The 16490-nt window shown below is 60.8% G+C and carries 14 protein-coding genes, 1 pseudogene and 1 riboswitch; of the genes and pseudogenes, 5 read left to right on the top strand and 10 right to left on the bottom strand.

Annotated elements, in window-relative coordinates:
- Positions 1–10: 10 nt before the first annotated feature.
- Positions 11–919 carry a DMT family transporter gene (locus tag N2A41_RS11495; protein WP_260110974.1) on the bottom strand — a complete coding sequence of 303 codons (909 nt, stop codon included), beginning with the start codon at positions 917–919 and terminating at the stop codon, positions 11–13.
- A 338-nt stretch (positions 920–1257) separates the two neighbouring features.
- Here N2A41_RS11495 and N2A41_RS11490 point away from each other — a divergent pair, with 338 nt between their 5' ends.
- On the top strand, positions 1258–2025 hold the full coding sequence (locus N2A41_RS11490; protein ID WP_260110973.1) for an SDR family oxidoreductase: 768 nt from the start codon (positions 1258–1260) through the stop codon (positions 2023–2025).
- Positions 2026–2402: 377 nt separating this feature from the next.
- Here the strand turns inward: N2A41_RS11490 and ribB are convergent, their stop codons facing one another.
- The 6 genes from ribB to N2A41_RS11460 form a co-directional block, all read right to left on the bottom strand.
- A complete protein-coding gene (gene ribB, locus N2A41_RS11485; RefSeq protein ID WP_260110972.1) occupies positions 2403–3038 on the bottom strand; it encodes a 3,4-dihydroxy-2-butanone-4-phosphate synthase in 636 nt (211 codons plus the stop codon).
- A 126-nt stretch (positions 3039–3164) separates the two neighbouring features.
- Positions 3165–3363: riboswitch (FMN riboswitch) on the bottom strand.
- A 177-nt stretch (positions 3364–3540) separates the two neighbouring features.
- Positions 3541–4323 carry a glucose 1-dehydrogenase gene (locus N2A41_RS11480; RefSeq protein WP_260110971.1) on the bottom strand — a complete coding sequence of 261 codons (783 nt, stop codon included), beginning with the start codon at positions 4321–4323 and terminating at the stop codon, positions 3541–3543.
- A gap of 263 nt (positions 4324–4586) precedes the next feature.
- Positions 4587–5375 carry an SDR family oxidoreductase gene (locus tag N2A41_RS11475; protein ID WP_170255729.1) on the bottom strand — a complete coding sequence of 263 codons (789 nt, stop codon included), beginning with the start codon at positions 5373–5375 and terminating at the stop codon, positions 4587–4589.
- A 22-nt stretch (positions 5376–5397) separates the two neighbouring features.
- Entirely contained in the window at positions 5398–6876 is a 1479-nt protein-coding gene (locus N2A41_RS11470) for a sugar ABC transporter ATP-binding protein (protein ID WP_260110970.1), read from the bottom strand.
- Between the two features lie 28 nt (positions 6877–6904).
- Positions 6905–7834: a sugar ABC transporter substrate-binding protein gene (locus tag N2A41_RS11465; protein WP_003540275.1), complete on the bottom strand. Its 930-nt coding sequence runs from the start codon at positions 7832–7834 to the stop codon at positions 6905–6907.
- A gap of 118 nt (positions 7835–7952) precedes the next feature.
- Positions 7953–8933, bottom strand: a complete 981-nt coding sequence (locus tag N2A41_RS11460; RefSeq protein WP_260110969.1) for an ABC transporter permease — start codon at positions 8931–8933, stop codon at positions 7953–7955.
- A 209-nt stretch (positions 8934–9142) separates the two neighbouring features.
- Here N2A41_RS11460 and N2A41_RS11455 point away from each other — a divergent pair, with 209 nt between their 5' ends.
- From N2A41_RS11455 to N2A41_RS11440, 4 genes are all read left to right on the top strand, one after another.
- Positions 9143–9952, top strand: coding sequence for a transketolase (locus N2A41_RS11455; protein ID WP_260110968.1), 810 nt, complete (start codon positions 9143–9145; stop codon positions 9950–9952).
- Positions 9952–10908, top strand: coding sequence for a transketolase family protein (locus N2A41_RS11450; protein ID WP_260110967.1), 957 nt, complete (start codon positions 9952–9954; stop codon positions 10906–10908). Before N2A41_RS11455 ends, N2A41_RS11450 begins: the two co-directional genes overlap by 1 nt.
- 122 nt (positions 10909–11030) lie before the next feature.
- Positions 11031–12497: an FGGY family carbohydrate kinase gene (locus N2A41_RS11445; RefSeq protein ID WP_260110966.1), complete on the top strand. Its 1467-nt coding sequence runs from the start codon at positions 11031–11033 to the stop codon at positions 12495–12497.
- Between the two features lie 21 nt (positions 12498–12518).
- The gene (locus N2A41_RS11440) at positions 12519–13469 is read left to right on the top strand and encodes a sugar-binding transcriptional regulator (RefSeq protein ID WP_017964577.1); all 951 of its coding nucleotides are present in this window, start codon (positions 12519–12521) and stop codon (positions 13467–13469) included.
- Positions 13470–13490: 21 nt separating this feature from the next.
- On the opposite strand, the gene N2A41_RS11435 is transcribed toward N2A41_RS11440, so the two are convergent.
- The 3 genes and pseudogenes from N2A41_RS11435 to N2A41_RS11425 form a co-directional block, all read right to left on the bottom strand.
- A complete protein-coding gene (locus N2A41_RS11435; RefSeq protein ID WP_260110965.1) occupies positions 13491–14243 on the bottom strand; it encodes an ABC transporter ATP-binding protein in 753 nt (250 codons plus the stop codon).
- A pseudogene (locus N2A41_RS11430) lies at positions 14237–15306 on the bottom strand (FecCD family ABC transporter permease). The gene N2A41_RS11435 and the pseudogene N2A41_RS11430 overlap by 7 nt, the downstream one beginning before the upstream one ends.
- A gap of 6 nt (positions 15307–15312) precedes the next feature.
- On the bottom strand, positions 15313–16449 hold the full coding sequence (locus tag N2A41_RS11425) for an ABC transporter substrate-binding protein (protein ID WP_260110964.1): 1137 nt from the start codon (positions 16447–16449) through the stop codon (positions 15313–15315).
- Positions 16450–16490 lie beyond the last annotated feature (41 nt).

Below are 16490 nucleotides of genomic sequence, written 5' to 3'. Positions count from 1 at the left end.
TCATCTTGCTTCAGACGGGCGCGCGCGGCGCGGATTCCTGCGCGATCGGCGACACACGGCGCTTGGCCTCACGATAGAACGTATAGAGGCCGGAGGCGATGACGATCGCAGCCCCGACGAGCGTCCAGCTATCAGGCACTTCGGCGAAGAAGACGAAGCCGAGCAGAGAGGAGAAGATCAGGCTGGTATAGCGGAACGGCGCGACGAAGGAGATTTCGCCGGTGCGCATGGCGACGATGACCGACTGGTAGCCGACGAGCACCAGCACCGATGCGAGCACGAGATGCCCAAGGGCGTTAGCGCTGACCGGCTGCCAGCCGCCGAGCACCGGGATGAGGAGCGCGCCGAAGAAGGAGGCTGATATGGCGGTGATGACGGTTATCATCAGCGAGGGAATCTCCGGACTGATGCTCCGGGTGGCGAGATCGCGGCCAGCCGTCGTCAGCACAGCGCCGACGCAGAGGAGGGCGGCGGCGGTGAATCCATCAGGGCCGGGGCGGATGATGATCATCACGCCGACAAGGCCGACGAGGATCGCCGACCAGCGCCGCCAGCCGACCGGCTCGCCGAAGAAGAGCGCCGCCCCGAAGGTGACGACCAGCGGCAGCGACTGCAGGATCGCCGAGGCATTGGCGATCGGCATCATGCCGAGCGCGGTGATATAGGTGACGGCGGAGAGCGTCTCGCAGATAATCCTGAAGATGATCATCGGCTGCAGCATGATGCGCCAGGAACGCAGCGCGCCCATTTTCCAGGCGATCAGATAGACGAGCAGGCTGGTGAAGAGGCCGCGCAGGAACATGATTTCGCCGGCATTCATATAGGCGATCACCGATTTGGACAGAGCGTCGCTTGCGGAAAAGCCGGCCATCGCCATGCTCATATAGATGGCGCCCTCAGTATTGCGTGACCGCGGCATGAAGAGATTCCCGTTACCTGTGCGCTCCTTTTAGTCGCGAAGATGCATGGAGGGAATCGGATGAATGCCACACACAGCATAAATCGATGGTGCGGCGCACAATGGTGCTGACGTCGGCGCAGGCGCGTCGGTGGAGATCGCGACAAATCACCGTTTGATAAGGTGAATTCCGATACTTCCAGCGCAGCGATCAAGGTTCAAACCTGACCCGCGGCGGCTGTCGCTCAGACCGACATCATCGGTCGTAAGCGGTTTTTCTTTTCCTTCGCGGGAAACGGGTGGCTGCATCGCCTGATGTTTGAGATCTCTGGTGCCGCAACAACCCAGGAGAAACCGACATGACACTTCTGAACGGCAAGATCGCCATCATCACCGGCGCAAGCTCCGGCATCGGCCGCGCGGCGGCGAAACTCTTTGCGCGGGAAGGCGCCAAGCTCGTGGTCACCGGCCGGCGACAGGATGCGCTTGATGCCGTCATTGCCGAAATCGAGGCGGAAGGCGGGCAGGCCGTCGCCATATCAGGCGATGTCAGGGACGAGGCGCTGCAGGCAAGGCTTGTCGAGACGGCGGTCTCGCGCTTCGGCGGGCTCGATATCGCCTTCAACAATGCCGGCGTCATTGGCGAGATGGGGCCGGTGACAGGGCTTTCGCTGGAGGCATGGCGCGAGACGATCGAGACCAACCTCACCGCCGCCTTCCTCGGCGCCAAGCACCAGGCGGCGGCGATGGGAGCGCGCGGGGGATCGCTGATCTTCACCTCGACTTTCGTCGGCCACACCGCCGGCATGCCTGGTATGGCCGCTTATGCCGCCGGCAAGGCGGGGCTTATCGGCCTCGTGCAGGTGCTCGCCGCCGAACTCGGGAGGCAGAACGTCCGCGTCAACGCACTGCTGCCCGGCGGCACAGACACGCCGATGAGCATCACCAACGCGCCGGACGCCACGCCGGAACTGCTCGCCTTCGTGGAGGGACTGCATGCGCTGAAACGCATGGCGCAACCCGAAGAGATCGCCAATGCAGCGCTCTTCCTGGCCTCCGACATGTCGAGCTTCGTGACCGGCACGGCGATGCTGGCGGATGGCGGCGTTTCGATCAGCCGGACATAAGGCGGACGATCGGGCCGTTCATTTGCATTCGCTTGCGCTCAACGCATTCGCGGCTTTGCCGCTCACCCCCTCATCTGCCTGCCGGCATCTTCTCCCCGCTGGGGAGAAGGGGAGTCGTGGCAATGTCTTGCATTCTTGGGAGCCCAGTTGTGGAAATGACAGCCGTTCGGCTTGCTCCCGCTTCTCCCCGGTGGGGAGAAGATGCCCGTAGGGCAGATGAGGGGGGTGAGGAGCAGTCGCGACGAACGCCTTGAGCGCAAGCGAAAGGCAATGGCCTCAGCGGAGAATAACCCGGCGCACGCGTCCCATCCGTCGAGGCCCATTAGGCCCCTTCCGAATGAGGCGCTCTGCTGTTGGTGCCGCCTTGAGGGCTACGATCAGGCGACTTCGCGTATGTCTTTTGCCGCCTGGCGTTCGAGATAGGCAACCAGATCCTCGATGGTGACGAGGAGGAGGTTATGACGTTTGGCGAAGAGCGTGAGGTCGGGGAGGCGCGACATGGTTCCGTCGTCATTGGCGACTTCGCAGATGACGCCGGCCGGGGTCTTTCCGGCGAGGCGGGCGAGATCGACGGCGGCTTCGGTGTGTCCGGGGCGGCCGAGGACGCCGCGTGCGTTGGCGCGCAACGGGAAGATATGGCCGGGGCGGGCGAAATCGGCGGGCTTTGTGCGATCGTCGACCAGGGCGCGGACAGTCGCGGCGCGATCGGCTGCCGAGATGCCGGTCGTTGTGCCCTTGAGATAATCGACCGAGACCGTGAAGGCGGTTTTGTGCGATTCCGTATTGTTGGGCACCATCAGCGGGATATCGAGCGCGTCGAGGCGCTCGCCTTCCATGGCGACGCAGATGAGACCACGGGCATGGGTCATCATGAAGGCGATTGTTTCAGGAATGGCGGCGTCGGCGGCGACCACGATATCGCCCTCGTTTTCCCTGTCCTGGTCGTCGACGACGACGACCATCTCACCACGGGCAATGGCTGATATGGCATCTTCAATTCTTGCGATAGTCATGCTGTCTGGCCTTTCAAGGGTTATGTCAGCGGGCTGACATGGTCTGCTCGGCTCAATCCGTGAGCGAGCCTTCTTCCCTTGGGCGAACAAACGTCAGCCGACTCCGGGAGGGAGTGCGACTGCCCGTGTTGTCCTCTTCCATCCGGACTATACCGTCGGCTCCGGCATCTCACCGGATCTGCTGACCTTCAGGCAATTCAAAGTGCTACAGCGTCCTTTACGCGTCTGAAAGACGCGCGGCGCTGTAGTGCCGGAAGCGCTCGCGGGCTCCAGGATTGCTCCTGATACCGCCGGTGGGGAATTACACCCCGCCCTGAGAACATTTCGAAGATAGAACCAAAAACAGGCGGATGGCAAGGTCACTCGACCGGGCAAAAATGCAAAGCTGCCCTAACGCCGATGGACACACTGTTCACCCGGAGGCGACGACCGTGTCGCCTTCCGCGCTTGTTCCATGCATGTCGTTGTCCCAAAACCACTGCGCACTTCTAGCCGACCTGCATCAGGACATGATCAGGCCGCCGTCGACATTGATCGTCTGGCCGATGATATAGGCGGCGTCATCGCTGGCGAGGAAGGTCACCAGGCCAGCAACATCCTCGCCGGTGCCGGCCCGTTTCATCGGGATGCCCTCGACCCATTCCTTCATCAGTTCGCCGGGGGCGTAGTTGCCGAGCAGCTTGCCCCAGGCCTGGTCGTTATAGGCCCACATGTCGGTCTCGATAATGCCGGGGCAGAAGGCGTTGACGGTGATCTTCTCGGTCGCGACTTCCTTGGCCAGGCTCTGGGTGATGCCGACGACGCCCATTTTCGAGGCGGCATAATGCGGCGTGTAGATGAAGCCGTCGCGGGCCTGGCCGGAGGCGGTGTTGATAATGCGGCCGCCGCGCTTGTGCTTGCGCATTCTTGATATCGCCTCCTGGGCGCAGAGGAAGACGCCCTTGGTGTTGACGGCCATGACCTTGTCCCACTCGTTTTCGGTCAGATCCTCGACGCGGGCAATGGTGATGACGCCGGCATTCTGGATCGAGACGTCGACCGAGCCGAATTCCCTCTCGGCGGCATCGTAGAGGGCGGTGACGCTCGCCTTGTCGGTGACGTCGCCGATGAAGGAGACCGCCTTGCCGCCTTCGGCCCGGATCTGTTCGGCGACGCCGTGAACCAGGTCCTCGTTGGCCGAGACGACGAGATTGGCGCCCTCGCGCGCAAATCGTCTAGCGATGGCGGCGCCGATGCCGCGGCTACCCCCGGTAATGACGACGGTCTTCTGCTCAAAGCGTTTCATGCTCTTTCCTTGTCCATCGATAAACAGCAAATCTGGGTGCGACCTACCGTGCGATCATTATTGGATCTCAACCGCTTGTCGCGAATTCAGGCAGTCTTGAGCGCCGATGACGACCCGAGCCCTCATTCCGTTCGATCAGCGCGAAGGGCGGGCAGACGACGATATCGCACGCCGTCATACCCGTTAGTCCCTTCAGCGCCTCGATCTCAGCCAGGGAGGAAGCGAGACCGGTCACTTTCCAGCGGCGGCAATGAGCTTTCTCATCACCAGCAGCAGAAACCGCCGTCGACGAGAAGATCGACGCCGGTCACGAAACTTGCTGCATTCGACAGCAGGAACACCGCCGGACCGACCATCTCGTCGACTTTTGCCATGCGCTGCATCGGCGTCTGCTCTTCGAAGAGCTTGGTCTGGTGGACCATCTCCGGGCGGGTGTTCATGGGCGTTGCCGTGTATCCGGGGGAGATGGTGTTGACGCGAATGCCGCGGTCGACCCATTCCATCGCCATAGACTTCGACATATGGATCACGCCCGCCTTGGAGGCGTTATAGTGCGCTTGGTTCAGCCCCCGGTTTACGATCACACCCGACATGGAGGCGATGTTGACGATGGAGCCGCGTCCATTCTTCAGCATGGCGCGGGCCTCGGCCTGGCAGGAAAGAAAGATGCCTTTGAGGTTGATATCCATCAACGTCTGATATTGGTCCTCCTCCATCTCTTCCGCCGGGTTCGCGTTAGCGATGCCTGCAGCGTTCACAGCAAGCGTCAGCGCGCCGAGATCCGCTTCGGTCCTTGCTACGGCCTCTCCAAGGGAAGACTTGCTCGTGACATCCGCCGCGATCTGGATTGAGCGGCGGCCGGCGGCGCGAATATGTTCAGCCGTCTTGACCAGTCCGTCGTCGGTTCGGCGGTCGAGCAGCGCCACGTCGGCGCCGCATTGCGCAAGGCCGATGGCAATGCGCTGACCAATGCCGCTGCCGGCTCCGGTAACGATGGCAACCTGGCCGCTGAGATCGAAAAGCTTCGGGGCGTTCAGAGTGATGTCGGACACCGCTCTTCCTTTCTCTGTCTGTTTAGATGGTCGCTAGCTCCATGACCGAAACGTCATTAGCCTGGTCACGATTGAGAATCCCCGCCTGTTTGCCTTGCGCAAGCACGAGAATGCGATTGGAGACTCCGAGAACCTCTTCGAGGTCCGAGCTCACGACGATGACCGCGACGCCCTGTTTGGCAAGATTGACGATGATGTCGTAGATGCCCGCTCGGGCGCCGACGTCGATGCCCCTCGTCGGTTCGTCGAGCACGACGACCTTGGGATCGCGCATGAGCCACTTCGCGATCACGACCTTCTGCTGATTGCCGCCGGACAGGTCCGAGGCGTACTGTTCAGCACGGCCCTTTACGCCGAACTTGGCAACTGCTTTTTCTGCAAAGGAGCGCTTGACGCGCCGCGTGATCCAACCGCCGCCGAGTTTGTCAAGATTGGCATAGATAATGTTCTCGCTGATCCGGTGCCCGACGATCAGGCCCTGCTCCTTGCGGTCTTCCGGAACCATCACGATACCCTTGGCGATCGCGTCCGCTGGATCGCGCAGCCTGAGTTCCTCGCCTTCCAGCTTGATCGAACCAGCACTGATTGGATCTGCTCCCGAAATCGCACGCACCAGTTCGGTGCGGCCGGCGCCGACCAATCCGGCGATGCCCAGAATTTCCCCGGCCCGGACCTCGAAGGTAACGTCACGGAACGAGTTGTCCGGCGAGCTCAGCCCGGACACCTGGAGTACCGGGCGATTTGTCGGAACCGGAAGGGTAGGGAACAAGCGGTCAAGCGGGCGCCCGACCATGCTCTCGACAATCGTTCGCACCGGGGTCGCGCTGTCTGAGAATTCTTGCACGCGCTCGCCATCGCGAAGAACGACGATCCGGTCGGTTATTCGCTTGATCTCTTCCATGCGGTGGGAAATATAGACGATGCCGACGCCTTCTGAGCGAAGCTTCCGAACCTGTTCGAAAAGAGCTTCCGTCTCCGCGCCGCCAAGGGCGGCCGTCGGCTCATCGAGGATCAGGAGCTTTGCGTCGAGAGCCAGCGCCTTGGCAATCTCGATGAGTTGCTGATTTGCGGTGGAAAGGCCGGCGACCGTCCGCGTTGCAGGGATGTGAAGGTTCAAGCGAGCGAGCTGGTCCTGGGCCCGGCGAACCATCTGAGCGCGGTCGACGACGCCGTTCTTCATCGGCCAGCGTCCGATGAAGACGTTTTCCGCGATCGACAGCTGCGGCAGAAGCTGCAGCTCCTGGTGGATCAGGACAATGCCCTTGTCGATCGCTTCCCTTGGGGTGGCCGGGGCATAAGGCTGCCCCAGCCATGTCATTGATCCTTCGGACGGCGTGCGGGACCCGGCGATGATGCCCGATAGCGTTGACTTGCCCGCTCCGTTTTCACCGAGAAGTGCAACCACTTCGCCCGGATAGACGTCCAAGCTGACATTCTTCAGAACCTGGAGCGGCCCATACCATTTGGATATGCCTCTCAGGGAAAGAACTGGATCAGTCACGGCACACCTCCTCAAGACCTCGACTTCATTATGGATGGTTGGCGATGAAGCCTGCGACGTTTTCCTTGGTTGTCAGCGTGGCATCCAGGAGCTGGACCGGCGGCACCTTTTCCCCGGCAACGAGTTTGGCGGCGTTTTCAACCGCGTCGCGGCCCATCTTCTGCGTCTGCTGGGTCGCAGTTACGTTGAAGACGCCCTTGCTTAGCGCTTCGAGAGCTGCGGTGTCACCGTCAAAGCCGCCAACCACGATCTTCTGGGAAGGATTGGCGACCTTGATCGCCTGGGCGGCGCCAAGGGCGAGGCCGTCGGCCTGTGCGAACACGATGGAAACGTCAGGATTTGCCTGCAGCATATTCTGCATGATCTGGAAGCCTTCATCCTGGCTCCAGATGTTGGAGAACTGTTCGGCGACAACCTTGACGTCCGGATATGCCTTGAGAGATTCAGCGCAGCCCTTCGAGCGATCGACTTCCGGCGTCGTGCCCTTCTGGCCGTGGATGATGACCATCTTCCCCTTGCCGCCGGCTTCCTTCAGAATGTAGTCGCACACGGCCTTGGCAGACGCGACGGAATCCGTTGCAAGGAATGTATCGCCGGGTGCTCCCTCGGCATTGCGGTCGACGTTTACGACCGGGATGCCGGCGCTCTTGGCGAGCTTGACCGGAACGGTCGCAGCCGCCGCACCTGCCGGAATATAGATCAGCGCGTCGATTTTCTGAGTCAGAAGATCCTGGATCTGGTTGACCTGCGTCGGTCCGTCGCCCTTCGCGTCGACCGTGATGACTTCGATGCCGCGCTTCTTGGCTTCGGCTTCGACCGATTGCTTGATCTGGTTGAAGAAGTTTGCCTGAAGGTTGGCAACGGCCAGGCCGAGCTTCTTCAATTCCGCCGCGTGTACGGGGCCGAGCATGAGGCCGAGCAGTGCAGCAGACGCGAGCATGGTGCGCGCTATTTTCATTGTATTTTCCTCCGTTGTTTGATGGAACCCTCGGGTATGTCCTCCCCCTCGGGGTATTGATCCGACCCAAATTCTTGGAGCGGAATTCCGAGCCCGCCGACGCGGCGGACCCCGTTCATCAGGCGCGACGCCGACGAATAGTCTCCGCGCCGACCGCGAGCACGATGACGATGCCGATGATCACTTGCTGCAGGAACGGCGAGACGTTGAGAAGGTTGAGACCGTTGCGAAGCACACCGATGATAAGGACGCCGATCAGCGTTCCACCGATGCCGCCCGCGCCGCCGGAGAGCGACGTCCCGCCGATGACGACTGCAGCGATGGTGTCCAGTTCATAACCCAGACCACTGGACGGCTGGACGGAATCCAGCCGCGCGGCGAGCACGATGCCTGCGAGCCCCGCAAGGACGGCACTGACGACATAGACGGCTATCGTCACGAGCGGAACGTTGATACCGGCCAGGCGTGCGACTTCGGCGTTTCCGCCCACCGCATAGAGCATGCGACCTTCGGACCGGAAGTGCAGGAAAAGCCACGCGGCAAGAACAACCGCAAGCATGAGGAATACCGTGGCAGTCATGATGCCGAAATGGCGATCGATCGCTAGCATCATGAACCAGTCGGGGAAGCCGACGATTTGCTGGCCGTCCGTGATCATGTTTGCAACGCCGCGAGCCGCGGACATCATCGCAAGAGTAGCGATAAAGGCTGGAACCCTGAACTGCGTCACCAGAAGTCCGACGATCAGGCCTGATACCGCCGAGGCGAGCAGCGCAAAGGCGATCCCGACGGGCAACGGTAGACCGGCGACGTTGGCGGTCCAGCCCATGACCATCATCGCGAGAGCAAGTGCCGAGCCGACGGAAAGATCGATGCCGCCGATCAGGATGACGAAGGTCATTCCCACCGCCATGATGCCGAGAACAGTGATCTGGTCGAGGATGTTGAGGCCGTTTCGAACCGAAAGAAACGTGTCTGTGCTGAGGCTCAGAAAGACGCACAGCGCGAGCAGTCCCACGAGTGGGCCGGTAGCTCCCTTGAGCTTGCTCAGCCAGGCTCCGGACGAAAGCCTGTGTTCATTGATATCGAGCGCCACCATTGCTCCTCCCTATGCGTAGGCTTGTATCCGATATTTGCTCAGGGTAGAATAATTATTCATGCCTGCTGGAAAATTCATTAACAACTTGCTATCCGGCTGTCAATAAGCTTTCTTCGGGCGTGTGCTCTTAGGAACGTCTTAAGGGGCTTGACTAATCGGCTTGTTGTGCAAAAATATTGATGATTGAATATTTATGCATGGAGGAATTTGTGGATCCGAGAGAACTTGAGCGCATCGCCCGCCAGATCCGATTGCGCGATCTCCAGGCGGTCTTTGAAGCGGGCGCCGGCCATATTGGCGGGGAGATGTCGGTCATCGACATTTTGACGGCTCTCTATTTTCGCGTGCTGAAAGTCTGGCCGGATCAGCCCAAACATCCCGACCGCGACAGGTTCGTTCTTTCAAAAGGGCATACGGCATGCGCGCTGTATGTAACGCTGGCGAAACGCGGCTTTATCCCGGAGGATGAGATTTCCACCTTCTTGCAGCCGCATTCGAGGCTGAACGGGCATCCAAATTGCAACAAGGTTCCTGGCGTCGAAACGAATACCGGGCCGCTCGGCCACGGTCTTCCGGTCGCAGTAGGAATGGCGATAGCCGCCAAGCTCTCAGGGGCGAAATATCGCACCTATGTCGTCACCGGCGACGGTGAGATGCAGGAGGGCTCAAACTGGGAAGCGATCATGGCGGCAGCTCAGTTCAAGCTCGATAACTTGACGTTGATCATCGATCACAACAGGTTTCAGCAGGGCGCTGCATTGGCCGAAACCAATGATCTCGCCCCGCTTCGTCCGAAGCTTGAAGCGTTCGATTGGGAAGTCAGCGAAATCAACGGGAACAAGATGAGCGAAATCGTTCCGGCTCTCGAACACCGTGGGTCAAGACCACATTGCATCGTCGCCCATACCAACAAGGGCCATGGAATATCGTTCATGCAGGACCGGGTCGACTGGCACCACAAGGTACCGAGCAAGGAACAATACGAAATTGCATTGGCAGAATTGTCGGAGGCACTGTAATGAACGCGCCAATAAACCCACCCAAGCTCTACGATTGCCGCGACGCATTCGCTGCTACGCTTGAGCGGCTGGCAGCCGAAAACGAAACCATCGTTGCCGTCTGCAACGACTCCGTGGGTTCCTCCAAGCTCGGCGGCTTCAAGGCGAAGTATGCAGAGCGCCTCGTCAATGTCGGCATCGCAGAGCAGAACATGGTGGGGGTTGGAGCAGGCCTCGCCAACGGCGGACGCCTTCCGTTCGTGTGCGCCGCCGCTCCGTTTCTCACGGGACGGTCGCTGGAGCAGATCAAGGCCGATATTTCGTATTCGAATGCCAACGTCAAGCTGGTCGGCATTTCTTCCGGAATGGCGTATGGCGAACTCGGCCCGACCCATCACTCGATCGAAGACTTCGCCTGGCTGCGGGTTCTGCCCAATCTTCCGGTCATCGCCCCTTGTGACCGCATCGAAACAGCTGCTGCGGTTGAGTGGGCCGCGGGCTACAACGGCCCCTGTTTCCTGCGTCTGTCTCGTGTGGGTGTGCCGGATCTGCTTCCGGAGGGTCACAAGTTCGAACTTGGCAAGGCAAACCTCCTTCGCCAGGGTTCCGACGCCACCCTTATCGCGAACGGCACTTTGACTCATCGCATCTTGAAGGCTGCCGAGATCCTCGCAGAACGCGGCATCAACGCCAGGGTGCTCAATCTTGCAACGGTTCGTCCGATCGACGAGGACGCCATCATCGCCGCGGCGAAGGAAACCGGAGCGATCGTCACAGCCGAAGAGCATTCGATCTTTGGCGGGCTCGGTTCCGCGGTAGCCGAAGTGGTGGTCGACAATGCCCCGGTCCCGATGAAACGTCTCGGAGTTCCCGGCGTGTATGCCCCGACCGGTTCGGCAGAGTTCCTGCTCGACGAATTCGGAATGGCGCCGTCGGCAATCGCCGACGCCGCGCAGTCGCTGATCAGGCGCAAGTAAAATCGCGCGACTTTTGTTCTTATGCAATTCCGGACGGAAAACCGCTTGGCACTTTTCCTGGAATTGCTCTAGCCGGGACGCTTTTTGTCGCCTTGGCCGCCACCTGATCTGGGGAGGATAGAATGCGGGCAATTCTGGCAATCGACCAGGGTACGACCAATTCAAAGGCAGTTCTGGTTTCCGAAAACGGAGAAATCGTCGGCAGAGGTTCGGCTGCTGTCGGCATTTCCTATCCGAAGCCTGGTTGGGTCGAACAAGACCCACGCAGGCTCTACGCATCGGTCCGCGAAGCGATCGACGCCTGCCTGAAGGCCAGTCCCGATGTGGCTATCGAGGCGGTGGCCATTTCCAACCAGCGCGAATCTGTCACTGCCTGGGACGCCAAAAGGGGAGACGCGCTTGGACCGGTGGTAAGCTGGCAGTGCCGTCGTACGGCACAGGATTGCGAGCGTCTCATTGCCGAAGGCCACCTTGACCGTGTGCAGGCGCTCACAGGCCTGCCATTGGATCCTATGTTTCCGGGTTCGAAATTCCGATGGCTGCTCGACCGTATTCCGGCCGGGCGATCGGTGCGGCTGGGAACGGTCGACAGTTGGCTCGTCCACTGCCTGACCGGCGGGCGTCGGCATGTTTGCGATGCTTCCAATGCCGCCAGGAGCCAGTTGTTCGATCTCCAGGAGCAGAGATGGAGCGATGAACTTGGCGAGATCTTCGGCGTCGATATCGCGCTCTTACCCAAGGTGCTCGACAGTTCTGCCGATTTCGGCCGAACGCAAGGATTGCCTGGGGTGCCGGATGGCACTCCGATCATGGCGGCGATCGGAGACAGCCACGCAGCCCTGTTCGGTCATGGAGCATTCAAGCCGGGCGACGGAAAGGTGACCTTTGGAACCGGCTCTTCGGTCATGACGACGCTGCCGCGATTCATTCCCCCACGCAACGGCGTCACAACCACCGTCGCATGGCGTATCGAGGGAAAGCCGACTTTCGCTTTCGAAGGCAATATTCTCGTCTGCGCCGCCAGTCTTCCCTGGATGGCGGAGATTCTCGGCTTGGCGGATGTGGCGGCCCTTGTCGAACTTGCGGCGAGCGCTGAGCCGGGCGGACCTGGCTTCGTGCCGGCATTCGTGGGACTGGGCGCACCCTATTGGAAGTCCGACGCCCGTGCTCTGTTCTCCCAGATCAACTTCAATACGACACGTGCGCAAATGGCTCGGTCGGTCACAGACTCCATCGCTTTTCAGGTGCATGACGTGATCGCGGCCATGCGGGCACAGAGCGGCGGCGCGCTTGGCGCGCTCTATGTGGATGGCGGACCGAGCCAGAACCGCTTTCTGATGCAGTGTGTCTCGAACCTCATCGAACATCCGGTGATCCAATGCGAAGCACCCGAGGCGTCAGCTTTGGGCGCTGCTTACCTGGCGGGACTTTCGCTCGGCTTGTGGAGCAATCTCCAGACCGTCGCGGAGTTGCCGCGAAACACTCAAATCATTGAGCCGCAACCCGTGGATCGCGCGGTGCTTCTCGATACCTGGAATGATGCGCTTGCCCGCTCGACGGTCCGCGAAACAAAGGCTAAAGGTGAATAAAAATTCACTCTGGGAATAGCGATGACTCGCCTTAACGAACTCCGCCTGATTTCAAGGGTCGCCCAGATGTACCATATGGAGGGACGGCGACAGGCGGAGATCGCACAGCACCTTCGCCTGTCGCAGGCGACGGTGTCGCGGATGCTCAAGCGTGCAGAGGCTGAAGATATCGTGCGAACCAGCGTGATCCCTCCCGCCGGCACCTACAGCGAGCTCGAGGGCGCGCTTCGCGAGAAATACGATCTGCCGGAGGCGATCGTCGTTGAGTGCACGGAAGATCGGGACGGAGCGATCATGGCCCGTATCGGCGAGGCAGCGGCTCATCTCTTGGAGGTGACCCTTGCGCCAGGGGAGATCATCGGCGTTTCGAGTTGGAGCCAGACCATTTTCAAGATGGTCGAGAACATTCATCCTCAGAAGAGCGCTCAGGCGAAATACGTCGTCCAGACCCTTGGAGGCATGGGGGATCCTTCAGTGCAGACGCATGCGACGCAGCTTACCACGCGGCTTGCACGGCTGACCGGCGCCGAGCCGAAACTGCTTCCCGTGCAGGGCGTTACCTCGTCCAGAGAGGCAAAGCTTCTGATGCAGGCCGACCCGTTCGTCCGCGAGACGATTGACCTGTTCGGCAGCATAACGCTTGCGATAGTCGGAATCGGAGCAGTCGAACCGTCCGAACTTCTCGCACGGTCCGGCAACATCTTTTCGTCTCGCGAACTTTCCGATCTCGCGGAAGCGGGAGCTGTCGGCGATATTTCTCTTCGCTTCTTCGATAAGAACGGCAAGCCGGTCAAGACACCTCTGGACGACCGGGTCATAGGGCTTCCACTTGAGGATCTCGAACGAGTGGACCGGGTCATTGCTCTTGCCGGCGGGTCCAAAAAGACCGACGCGATTGCAGGCGCGCTCCGCGTGGGGGTCATCGACATGCTTGTTACGGACAAGTTTACCGCACAGCGATTGATCAGCTGATAAGGCAGACGGTTACCAGGCTCAATGCGCCGTCCCATCCACAATCACATGATCGTGATCCAGCGAGCATTTTTCCACCCGGGCCTCGACCCGGTAGATCTTGCGCAGCATCTCGGCGGTGACGACGTCGCGGGGGGTGCCGCAGGCGTGCATGCGGCCGTTGGCGATGACGAGGACCTTGTCGGCGAAGCGCAGGGCCTGATTGAGGTCGTGGATGGCGATCAGCACGATCATGCCCTTGGTGCGGGCCTGGCGGCGCATGAAGTCGAGGACCTCGACCTGGCGGTGGAGGTCGAGCGCGCTTGTGGGTTCGTCCATCAGCATGATCTCGGGTTCGCGCACCAGCGCCTGGGCGATCGAGACGAGCTGGCGCTGGCCACCGGAAAGCGCGCCGAGATCGCGGAAGGCAATGGCTGACATATCAAGCGCCTTCATGATCTTGTCGATGAAGCGCAAGTCGCTGTCGCTGACGGCCCAGGACTGGCCCTGCTTGCGGGCGAGCAGGATGGATTCATAGACCGTCAGCACCGCGTTGGCCGAGGTATCCTGCGGCATGTAGCTGATGGCGTTTTTCGTTTTCGAGCCTTCGACGACGACATGGCCCGGCCCTTTGAGCAGACCGGTGATGCGCTTGAAGAGCGTCGACTTGCCGGCGGCATTCGGGCCGATCACCGCGACGACCTCGCCCGATTTCATCACCGGCGTCGTCACGTCTTCGACGAAGAGTTTGCGGCCGTGATAGGCGCCGACCGATTGCAACTGAAGCGCTACCATGACCGGCTCCTGTTCGAGAGGATGAGCGAGAAGAAGAAGGGCACGCCGACCAGTGCGGTGATGATGCCGATCGGAAAGATGACGCCGGGGATGATCGACTTCGAGACGATCGAGGTCAGCGACATCAATAGCGCGCCCGACAGAATCGAGCCCGGCAGAAAAAAGCGCTGATCCTCGCCAAGAATCATGCGTGATATATGCGGCCCGACCAGGCCGACGAAACCGATGGTGCCGACGAAGCTGACGGGGACTGCGGCAAGCAGCGAGACCACCAGCATGGTCTGCAGCCGGATGCGGCGGACATTGACGCCGAAGCTTGCGGCCTTGTCCTCGCCAAGCCGGATCGCCGTCAGCGCCCAGGCGTTGCGAGCAAAGAGCGGCAGGGCGATCAACAGAACGGCGAGCGTCACCCAGATCTTCGGCCACGTGGCCTTGGTCAGGCTGCCCATCGTCCAGAAGACGACGGCCGACAGCGCCTGTTCGGAGGCGAGATATTGCAGGAAGGCGAGGGCCGCATTGAAGGTGAAAACGAGGGCAATGCCCAGCAGCACCACCGTCTGCACCGAGACGCCGCGGGCCTGCGAGACGAAATGGATGAAGAGCGTGGCGATCAGCGCCATGATGAAGGCATTGACCGGCAGGAGCAGACCGGCGGCCACCGGCAGAAGCGGAACGCTGGTGACGATCGCCAGAGCCGCGCCAAAGCTTGCCGCCGCCGAAATGCCAAGCGTGAAGGGGCTGGCGAGCGGATTGGCGAGGATCGTCTGCATCTGTGCGCCGGCGACGGAGAGCGAGGCGCCGACGACGATCGCCATCACCGCAACCGGCATGCGGATGTCCCAGACGACGGCCCGGACCTGATCCGAAACGGAGGAGGGGTCGAGGAGGGCGGCCACGACCTCACTTAGGGTGTAGCGGGCCGGGCCCCAGGCGAGATCGACGGCAACGACAGGCAGAGTGCTGTCGTCATGGTGGCGAGGATCAGCAGCTTGCGCCGGGCGAGGGCGCGGTAGCGCTCCCTCCCAGCTTCGGCTTCGATCGATAGTGCGGCGATCTCTGCCATTTCGGATTACCGACCCGCCTTGGCGTCGACCCAGTAACCCGGCTGGTAGGCGACCGGCAGAAATTTTTCGTGGAATTCCTTGAAGGTGGCATCCGGATCGAGATCGGCAAAGAGGTTGGGATGAAACCACTTGGCCAGCTGCTGAACGGCGACGAACTGATAGGGGCTGGTATAGAACTGGTGCCAGATCGCATGGACATTGCCGCCGGCAACCGCCCTGGAGCCGGTGAAAGCTGGGTTTTCCATCAGCGTGTTCAGCGACTTGCGGCTGTCGTCAAAGGTGGCGACGGCATTCGGGCCGACATTCACATAATCCTTGGCATTCTTGGTCTGGCTCCAGTTGGAGCCGGTGACGACGATGACATCTGGATTGGAGGCGACAACCTGCTCGGCATTGATCGAGCCGGTATAGCCCGGCAGGAAATCGGAGCCGAGATTGTGGCCGCCAGCCCAATCGACCATCAGGCCGAAATTATCGGGACCGAAGGTGCCGCAGCATTCCACGAGGCCGGCGGCGCGGTACATGAACACATTCGGCTTTGGCGGATTGGCCGCCTTCAGTCTGTCGGTGACGCGGGCCATCTGCTCTTTCCAGAAGCTGGCGACGGCTTCGGCGCGGTCCTCATGGCCGAAGATGTGGCCGAGGATCTTCAGGCTCGGCTCGGTGTTGGCGAGAATGTGCTCGCGGAAATCGATATAGACGATCTTCACGCCGATGCCGCTGAGCATCTCCTCGAGCTTCACCTCGTCGGCCGCCGTCTTGTTGCCGATCGGCAGCAGCAGCACATCGGGATGCAGCTTGACGACCGTCTCGGTCTGCAGCGTGCCGTCCGTCAGGTTGCCGAGGAAGGGCAGGTCCTTGCCCTTGGGGAACTTCTCGAGATAGGCATTGAAACCGTCCTTGTCGGTGGTCCAGAGATCGTTGCGCCAGCCGACGATCTTGGCGAAGGGATCTTCCTTTTCGATCGGCGCGACGGCGTAGAGCATGCGTCCTTCCCCAAGGATCACATGCTCGACCGGCTTGTCGAAGCTGACTTCGCGGCCTGCCACATCCTTGATGGTAAAGGACTGCGCCCAGGCCGAAAGCGGCATCAAGCCGGCAATCGCAGCTGCGGAAACTGCGAGCATTTTCACGAAATTCATCTGGAAATTCTCCTGACGTCTGAATAATGTCCGCAGGCATA

This window comes from Rhizobium sp. SRDI969, from assembly GCF_025152725.1.
Lineage (GTDB): Bacteria > Pseudomonadota > Alphaproteobacteria > Rhizobiales > Rhizobiaceae > Rhizobium > Rhizobium leguminosarum_I.
Note: the sequence above shows the minus strand (reverse complement) of the source record. Positions and strands in the feature narration are given on the sequence as shown.

Coding starts and splice junctions, on each gene's coding strand:
- N2A41_RS11490 (WP_260110973.1), top strand. CDS start 1,258: ATGACACTTCTGAACGGCAAGATCGCCATCATCACCGGCGCAAGCTCC.
- N2A41_RS11465 (WP_003540275.1), bottom strand. CDS start 7,834: ATGAAAATAGCGCGCACCATGCTCGCGTCTGCTGCACTGCTCGGCCTC.
- N2A41_RS11460 (WP_260110969.1), bottom strand. CDS start 8,933: ATGGTGGCGCTCGATATCAATGAACACAGGCTTTCGTCCGGAGCCTGG.
- N2A41_RS11445 (WP_260110966.1), top strand. CDS start 11,031: ATGCGGGCAATTCTGGCAATCGACCAGGGTACGACCAATTCAAAGGCA.
- N2A41_RS11495 (WP_260110974.1), bottom strand. CDS start 919: ATGCCGCGGTCACGCAATACTGAGGGCGCCATCTATATGAGCATGGCG.
- N2A41_RS11425 (WP_260110964.1), bottom strand. CDS start 16,449: ATGAATTTCGTGAAAATGCTCGCAGTTTCCGCAGCTGCGATTGCCGGC.
- ribB (WP_260110972.1), bottom strand. CDS start 3,038: ATGACTATCGCAAGAATTGAAGATGCCATATCAGCCATTGCCCGTGGT.
- N2A41_RS11450 (WP_260110967.1), top strand. CDS start 9,952: ATGAACGCGCCAATAAACCCACCCAAGCTCTACGATTGCCGCGACGCA.
- N2A41_RS11435 (WP_260110965.1), bottom strand. CDS start 14,243: ATGGTAGCGCTTCAGTTGCAATCGGTCGGCGCCTATCACGGCCGCAAA.
- N2A41_RS11480 (WP_260110971.1), bottom strand. CDS start 4,323: ATGAAACGCTTTGAGCAGAAGACCGTCGTCATTACCGGGGGTAGCCGC.
- N2A41_RS11440 (WP_017964577.1), top strand. CDS start 12,519: ATGACTCGCCTTAACGAACTCCGCCTGATTTCAAGGGTCGCCCAGATG.